Here is a 7,985-nt window from a genome sequence, read left to right on the forward strand (position 1 = left end):
GCGGAGGGGCAGGAAGGGACGGGCGAAGGCCGGTGGGGGAAGCACGACGGGACCACGACGGAATCACGACGGGACCACGACAGGACCGCGACGGAATCACGCCAGAATCACGCCAGAATCACGCCGAAGATCACGGACAGCCAGAGCGAGACCCCTTCAGATGGGACCACACCAGACGAGACCGCGTCAGGGCGGTGCGTCCCCCCGCTCCCGCTGCTCCCGGCGCACGACGTCCAGGTCGCCGAGCCGGTCGAGCTGAGCCACCGGCCGGGCGGTGCGGTGGTTGTGGCGGAGCCGGTCGCGGTGCCGGTGCACGAATGTCCAGTACCCGGCGGTGAAAGGACAGGCACGCTCACCCGTACGGTCGCCCGGTGCGTAACGGCAGGGGCCGCAGAAGTCGCTCATGCGGTTCACGTAGGCGCCGCCGGAGGTGTACGGCTTCGTCGTCATCCGGCCGCCGTCCGCGTACTGGGACATCCCGATGACGTTGGGGACCATCACCCAGTCGTAGCCGTCCACGAAGCAGCGATGGAACCAGTCCGTGACCGCCTCCGGGTCCCAGCCGCGCTGGAGGGCGTAACCGCCGAGGATCATCAGCCGAGGAATGTGATGGGTCCACCCCGTGTCCCGCACCTGGGCCAGGACCGTGCGCAGACACCGCGCCCGCACGGCGTCCGCGTCCAGATCGCTCCACCAGCCGGGTAGCGCGGCGCTGTGCCGCAGGGCGTTGGACTGGCGGTACTCCTCGCCGAAGTACCAGTACAGCTGCCAGACGTACTCGCGCCATCCGGCGATCTGCCGGACGAACCCCTCCACGCTGTTCAGCGGCGCCCGTCCGGCGCGCCACTCGGCCTCCGCCCGCTCCACGCACTCCGCCGGGTCGAGCAGCCCCAGGTTGAGCGAGGAGGACAGCAGGCTGTGGCTCATCACCGGGTCGGCCGCCAGCATGGCGTCCTCGTACGGGCCGAAGGTTTCGAGGCGGTGGGCGAGGAAGCGCCCGAGGGCCGCCCGCGCCTCGGCGCGGGTCGCGGGGAACAGCCGCGGGCCGTCCCTGCCGACGAAGGACACGTCACCGTCCCGCTCCCAGCGGTCGAGATCGTGCCGTACCTCGTCGTCGATCTCGTCCTCCCGCGGCCGGTAGGGAGCGGCGACCGGGAGCGTGCTGTCGTCGCGCGGCGGCGGCTGCCGGTTGTCGTGGTCGAGATTCCAGCGGCCCCCGGCCGGCGCGTCGCCGTCCATCAGCAGGTCGTGCTCGCGCCGCACCCACCGGTAGAAGTCCTCCTGCCGCAGCCCGGCGCCGCCACGCCCGTCCGCCCAGGCGGCGAAGGACCGCGTGGGCACCAGGAAGCCCCGTGCCGGACCCACGGTGACCTGGGGCAGGGAGCGTACGAGGCGCGCGGCGGCGTACGAGGTCGGGTGATGCACCGTCACCGCCCGGTCACCCATCTGGGCGAGCCCCTCCCGGTAACTGTCCGCCCGGACGTAGTGCATCCGCTCCCCGAACTCGGCCGCCCTGTGCCGCATGGCGGAGAGCACCAGGTGCGCCTTGGCCCGGTGGAACCGCCGACGCCGGAACACCGACCGCGCCTCGATCATCAACAGCGGCGCATCCCGCGCCGGACCGTTCTCGCCCGGCGTGAGGAAGTGCGGTCCGAGCTGATCGCCGAAGAGCCAGTGCACAGGGGGCCTCTCAGTCGCGGTTCAGTCCCGGCCACGGTCGCGTCCGCAGCGAGCCGGCCCGTCGGGTATCGGGTATCGGTTACCGGCCGTCAGACGGCTCCCAGATCCACGGTGAGGGAGAAGGCTGCCGCCCGCTCGGCTGGGGCGTCCGGCAGAGGGGCATACCGGACCGATTGGCCCACGAGAGGATCCTCTACCTCCTCCAACAGGCCGACGACCTGGTCGACTGGCGGCGTGGTCCGAGGCCGCCTTCGTCGAGGCGCGCGAGGGGGGTGTGCCTGTGCTGCTCAGCGTCGGCTGTTCCGGCCTGCCACTGAGGCCCCCGTACGACGCCCATCATCCGCCAGTGCTCGGCAGCCGCACCCAGAAGGCCCGCGTCTCCCGATCAGCGGTTGAGCGGTTCAGCGTACGAGGATCAGCCCGCAGCTGTACGCGCGCGCGTGGCCGATGCCCTGGGCGAGGGCCGCGACGAATGCCTTGGGGTCGGTGACCGTGAGGGCGCCCTTGATCTCCGCACGGGCGATGCGCAGACCCTTATGCGGTGCTGGACTGGAGACGCGCGGGAGCATGCGCACGGCGATCCGGTCGGTGTCGGCGTCCGCTCCGATGCGGGTGACACCGTCCGGGGCGGTCGCGGGTTCGCCGGGCGGTTGGAGGCGGCGCGCGAACCACCCCTTCACGTGTTCGGGGCGTGTGTGGGGGACGCGGGTACCTCGGGTCTTCGGTGGAGAGCCCGGTGGAGGCGGAATGCTGCGGACCGGGTTGACGACGGTGCGGAAGGCGACCTGATCGCCGACGCGGAAGGTGCGGTCGACGGTGAGGAGCTCCGGCTTCTCGGCCAGGGCCGCACGGGGGATGCCGTTCCAGTCGGCGGGGAGCGACGACTGGACCACCAGGTTCAGCCGCGCCTGACGGAGGTCGACGGTCCAGGTCGACAGGATGCCCATCTGGGCACGCGGGTCCGGGCTTCCGTCGTCCAGCCAGCCGGGAAAGCCGCTCATGACGGTCCGGTGCATGTCCTGTGCGTCGATGAGTGATTTACCGGCGAACGGATGCCGGGCGTCCAGGGTCAGCAGCGTCTGTGCGGCGACGAATCTGGCGGCCCCACCCGCGCCCGACGGCGCATCCGACGCGGCGGCGGTCGTGTTCACGGAATGATGTCCCATCCACGGGCGTGTGCGGCGATGGTGATGCGATGGCGGGTCTCCCAGCGGAGGGAGTGGGTGCCTCCGTCCGCTCCGAAGTGCACGGGTTGGTCGGACAGGGGGCCGACACCGGGGAGAGGATGCGGGCTCTCGATCCAGGCCCAGGGACGTACGCGCGGCGTGGCGGGCCGCGGCTCGCCTTCGTAGCCGACGGCGTCGGGAAGCAGGGCGTGTGCCTCGAACGCTTCCAGGAGGAAGCCCGGAACGATGCCGACGGCGAGGTCCCCCGAAGGCGGACAGGCTTTGCGGCCGAGCCAGAGCAGCCGCTTCGGGTGCTCCAGGGCGTGCGCGATACGTTGCAGAAGGGCTGTGTCCGAGTGCTCCAGACCGACGAGGAAGGCGGCGTCGGCGAGGTACCAGCGCTCCGTGATCAGGCTGTGGCGGCGTACCTCTCCGGAGACGAGGGTTCCTGACGTCGGGTCGGCGGTGACGTACTTCGGCGAGCCGTACCAGGCTTCCAGCTCCCCGCGGCCGAACGAACCGGACTTCGACGAGGCGTCCGACGGCGGGACCGGCAGCGGGTCCGGCAGCGGGGCCGTCGTCGCTTTGGCGGCTCGCTGGTGGTCGGTGATGAGGTCACGCGGGCGCAGCGGATACGTCCCGCCGCCGATCGTGTGGTAGTCGCGAAGCGGCGTGCCGGGCCGGTCGGCCCGCACTCCGAAACGCACCTCGGCGAGTTCCCCGAGGGGGTCTTCCCGGGGCAGCCCGAGAGCCGCGGCGCACAGGCCGATCACGCCTGACTTGGTGGGGCGGCTGTGCGTGTCGCGACGGGCGAACCGGCCGGTGATGCCCCAGGACTGCAGGGGGCCGGCCAGCCGGATGAGCAGGACGTGCGTGTCGTGTGAGTTGTGCGAGTCGTTCGTGCCGTTCACGGGGCGAGGCCCTCGGCTCGCTCCACCACGGACAGCGACTCCGGCAGTCCCAACTCGCTCAGGAGCAGATCGATTTCCGGGTCGTACGTGAGCACCCGCGCGGTACGCAGATCGTCGCGGCGGCGGCTGACGAAGTCGTGGTGGCGCAGCAGCCTGCGTACGGCGGCGGGGCCCGCCGGCCCTTCCCCGCCGGCCGACAGGGGCCCCTCGTCCACCGGCTTTTGGAAGGCGGACGCGTAGTTGTAGGGGCGCTCCCCTTCGAAGGCGAGGACGAGCGCCGGGAGTGATCCGGTAGACGCGGTGGAGTTCTTCTTCGCTTCCGGAAACGCCTCCACAAAGGAGTTCACGAATTCCTTCTCGGCCTCGGACGCGGCCTGTTCGGCCTCGGCCTCGTCCATCCCCGCCACCCGTAGATTGACACGGAGCTGCGTGCGGTCGAGAACCGCGTGCCGGTAGAAGGTGCCGGAGATCAGCGACTGGTACCCGGTCATGCCCGCGCCCGCGTCGTCCGCGGCGTCGAGGAAGTCCAGAGCATTGCGTTTGCGATCGAGTTTCGCGTCGTCGGCGGCCGCGTAGAAGTCCTCGATCTGCTCGGACTCGTGCACGGTGAAGGCGTGCCCCGTCTGGACGGCCCCGTCGACGTTCGGTGAGTCGGGAATCTCGGCGAGGAAACGACCGTACAGAGCGATGTCCACGGCGTCGCGAGGAGCGAGGGCCAGCAGAACGGCATCGCGGGTGGCCTTGGGCAGCGGGGGAATGGCGACGGCCGCGGCGGCTTCCGCCGTGGCCTCGTCCTCCGCCTCCGCCTCCGGTGGCGTCGCGGCCCTCTTCTTGGCCCCGCGACGCGCCTTCTTCGCCGCCTCGGCGCGAGCCTGAGCATCGAGGTACGTCTCGCGCCACTCCTCGACCTCCGCCGCCCGGTCGGCGATGTGCTGCGCGATCCGCACTCCGGCGTCGGACGGCGCGAAGATGAGCACCTTGGTCAGATTGGCCACGGTCTTCTTCTTCGGGTCGCCGAATCTGAGACCGCTTGCCTCCATCACCGCACGGGCCGTGACCAGCGCCCTGTCCCTGTCCCAGCCGTGAGCGGACTCCAGTTCACGCCCGGCCAGCAGCGCCCACTCGCGGGTACGGACGCCCATGCTCCGCCCCTTCAGCGCCCCACGGCCGGCGTTGGCCCGGTTTCGGGCATGAACCCGCTCGGCACGTCTGCGGGCCTGGCTCGTGATCATGTGGCGTTCCACGCCGCCGAAGACCAGGGTTTTGGGCTGGCCATTCTCGTCGCGTACGGGAAGGACCGCTGCCAGGGTCTCGATGAGATGCAAGGAGAGGAACTGGCTCCGAGATGACTCGGTCACGAGGTGGTGTCCTTCCGCGTCGTCGGTCGAATCGATGGTGGATCCGTCAGCAGTGGATCCGTCGGTCGCGTCATTGGTTCGTTCGGGGCTTCCCGGTCGCTCCCGACGGGGTGTGGAACTCGACCGACCACCGATATGCGACGCGTGCCTTGCGGTCGTGCCACTTGATGAGGTCCTCCGTCAGGTCTGTCCAGGACGGCGGGGGCTGCTCGCAGGACCGGAGCCGGGTGACCGCGTGCTGGAGGTGGCGCCAGGGAATGCGCCGACTGGCGACGACGCGGTCCAGAAGCCGCTGGGCGCCGGGATTCTCCGGCCCGAGCCCGGTCCCGTCCCCGATCCTGCGGGCTGCGGCGCCGAGACTGCCATGGCCGTACGAGGGGGTGGAGCGTCCCTGGTGGTAGATCGCGAACAGGAACGCCATCCGCTCGAAGAGGTCGCGGTGGTCGTCGCCTCCGTACCAGCCCGCGCGGATGTGCGCGTTGGTACGGACCCGGGCCCGGCGGAGCTCGGCGAGAGTCCCGTACTCGCGGTTGTGGATCAGGGCGGTGAGCCAGGTGGTGAGCGCCGAGCTGTCGTGCGGGAACCGGGACGGCTTCCCCTCCGTTCCGACCGGCGGACTCTGCTCAGTCAAGTGCGATCTCCCCTCGGAGTTCGGCGGGGGCCCGCTCACCGGACATGGCAGCTTCGAAGAGCCGCACGGCGCGGGCCCGCGCCCGGTGATTGCGGTCGCTGAACGGCAGGGCGTCCAGGCGCTGGAGTAACTGGGCGCGAGCCGTGTTCATCAACTCCAGTGCGTACGCGACCAGTGGTGCGGACACCGGGTCGTCGTCATCGAGCCCGCGGTCGATCACCTCGTCCAGCAATTCGTGGAAGGGGTCCTCCGCTGCGGGCCAGAAGGCATACCGGGCGTCGAGCCGCGCCACCTGACCGGCCTCGTCCGCGGCCCGTACGGCGGGGAACGCGGTCTCCGCGGCCACGATTGCCGCGTTCTTCAGGATCCGTGCGATGTATTCGGCGATGTCCGAGCCCCGGCGGGAGGCCCGGTAGAGGTGCGCTTCCATGCCAGGGGCGTAGGGGTAGGCACCGTGCGTCCAGATGACGGGGAGCGTTTTGTTGGCCAGCAGTCCGACAGCCCAGAGCTGGTACGTGGCGCGCGGCCCCGTTCGCCCGTACGGAAGAAGGGAGCGCAGCCGGGCATACATCCCGGTCCGGTCGTCTCTGACGGCGCTGTAAAGGGCGTGGGCCTGTTGCCAGAGGGCCCGGCTGGGAGAGGGCCACAGCGGTTTCGACATACCGTTCGTCGTCTCGCTGTACACGGCGTCCTGGAGATGACGCGCAGGGTCGGGCTCCAGCACCTCGCCGGCGCCGATCAGGACCCGGTCGACCATGGCCTGCCCATGCGGCCCGCGCGCCGGACGCAGCAGCACGGAACGCCCCAGGGAGCTGTGCAGGTCCGCGGAGCTTCGCGGCACGCGGGGCTTCGGCTTCTCCTTGAACGTACGACGCTCGAAGCCGGCCGTCGTCCAGGAGGTGTTGAGCGGCTCCCCTGGTCCGTCGGGCGGGTAGAGATTCAGGCGCAGGGTCTCGCCGAGCGTCTGCCCGAGGGCGATGACCCGGATCCGTCCCGTCAGCCGACCCGCCGCGAGATTGGTGACCTTGGCGCCGAGCCGCTGCCCGGACATACGGGCCCGCCCGTAAGGGGCGTAGACGTGCTGCGTGAGAGTGGCGCGGAACGCGTCCGCCGCCGGGAGCGGGTTGTCGAGTTCGAGGTGATGCTGGTCGAAGTGCTGGTTGTAGTCACCGGCGTGCTCGATGACCAGCTGGGCCGTGCCGGTGCCGCTTTCGCGAAGATCTGGCGCCAGTTGGGAGTTCTGTGCCAGGGGCTCTGTGGGGTGGAACAGGTCCCATGACTCTTCCGGTTGATCCGCCAGCCATTTGGCGGCAGGCGCGAGGCTCCTGTGGTCGAGGATCCAGGCGCGCCAGTCCTCGTCGGAGGACGGACAGGTGCCGGAGGCGAAGCAGATGGCCAGCAGGTACTCGATGACGGCTACGGTCTCGCCCGGTGAGGCGCAGTCGAGGGCGGCCAGGTCATCGGCCTGAGCGAAGAGCCCGCGCAGGGAGTGGTGTGCGGTCGCGCCGGCGGTGCTGACGGTGGGGATGCAGGGTTTGAAGCGAGGATCCCAGCTGGGGCGCTGCCCGGCAGGATCCAGCGGTCGGGCCTCGGGCAATCCGTGTCACCACCTTCTGCTTCAACACCCGGAAAACTAGCAGGCGTTCCTGGCGACGAGACTGTGTTCTCTGTTTCTCGCTGTGCTCCGAGCGCTCCCCGGAAGTCGGAGCGCGGGAAGCCCCCGCCCACGCGGGGAAGAGCCGCAAGCGGAGCTCTTCAGGCTCCCGACGGGCCACTCCCGCTGTCGGCGGGAATTTGCTCCTTGGCCTCGACACCCCCGTCCGTGCAGGCACCTGAGCCAGCCGACGGTAACACCAGACCAGGGATTTAAACTGAGGGAATGCCGATTACTCGGCAACCCTGGCAGCACCCCGCCGGCAGTCCGGCGAGGTGTGAGTGATTCCCGTCCCGTGTGCTCGGAACGAGAACCACTCACTGCTGGGGCAGGCCGTTCTCGGCGCATGGCTCGCGTCGAGAACGGCCACCTACCAGAGGTAATCGACCGCCTTGGCTACCACTGCAGCAACCACGATGAAGAGCAGCTCCTTTCCATGGCGCCTCAACCACTCACGTGCTGCTCTGCCCATGTCGTGCCTTCCGTGTCGGGGTGGGCGGCGTGGGCGGGGGGGGCGCAGGCGCGCCGCGCCACGCCGGGGGGGCGGCGGCCGAGCTGGACGGCAACGACCAATAAACAGACAGC

The 7,985-nt window shown here is 70.2% G+C and carries 6 protein-coding genes; all 6 read right to left on the reverse strand.

Annotation, left to right across the window (positions count from 1 at the left end; all coding sequences use genetic code 11):
• Positions 1 to 186 precede the first annotated feature (186 nt).
• Positions 187 to 1,680: a cryptochrome/photolyase family protein gene (locus AB0I49_RS35290; RefSeq protein WP_363231301.1), complete on the reverse strand. Its 1,494-nt coding sequence runs from the start codon at positions 1,678 to 1,680 to the stop codon at positions 187 to 189.
• A gap of 401 nt (positions 1,681 to 2,081) precedes the next feature.
• Positions 2,082 to 2,831 (reverse strand): type I-E CRISPR-associated protein Cas6/Cse3/CasE, encoded by a 750-nt coding sequence (locus AB0I49_RS35295; protein ID WP_363231302.1) that lies wholly within the window; start codon positions 2,829 to 2,831, stop codon positions 2,082 to 2,084.
• Positions 2,828 to 3,757 (reverse strand): type I-E CRISPR-associated protein Cas5/CasD, encoded by a 930-nt coding sequence (cas5e, locus tag AB0I49_RS35300; protein ID WP_363231303.1) that lies wholly within the window; start codon positions 3,755 to 3,757, stop codon positions 2,828 to 2,830. The genes AB0I49_RS35295 and cas5e overlap by 4 nt, the downstream gene beginning before the upstream one ends.
• Entirely contained in the window at positions 3,754 to 5,115 is a 1,362-nt protein-coding gene (locus AB0I49_RS35305) for a type I-E CRISPR-associated protein Cas7/Cse4/CasC (protein WP_363231304.1), read from the reverse strand. Before AB0I49_RS35305 ends, cas5e begins: the two co-directional genes overlap by 4 nt.
• Before the next feature lie 70 nt (positions 5,116 to 5,185).
• Positions 5,186 to 5,746 (reverse strand): type I-E CRISPR-associated protein Cse2/CasB, encoded by a 561-nt coding sequence (casB, locus tag AB0I49_RS35310; RefSeq protein ID WP_363231305.1) that lies wholly within the window; start codon positions 5,744 to 5,746, stop codon positions 5,186 to 5,188.
• The gene (locus tag AB0I49_RS35315) at positions 5,739 to 7,343 is read right to left on the reverse strand and encodes a type I-E CRISPR-associated protein Cse1/CasA (protein ID WP_363231306.1); all 1,605 of its coding nucleotides are present in this window, start codon (positions 7,341 to 7,343) and stop codon (positions 5,739 to 5,741) included. Before AB0I49_RS35315 ends, casB begins: the two co-directional genes overlap by 8 nt.
• Positions 7,344 to 7,985 lie beyond the last annotated feature (642 nt).

This window comes from Streptomyces sp. NPDC050617, assembly GCF_040654795.1.
In the GTDB taxonomy this organism is placed as follows: Bacteria; Actinomycetota; Actinomycetes; order Streptomycetales; family Streptomycetaceae; genus Streptomyces.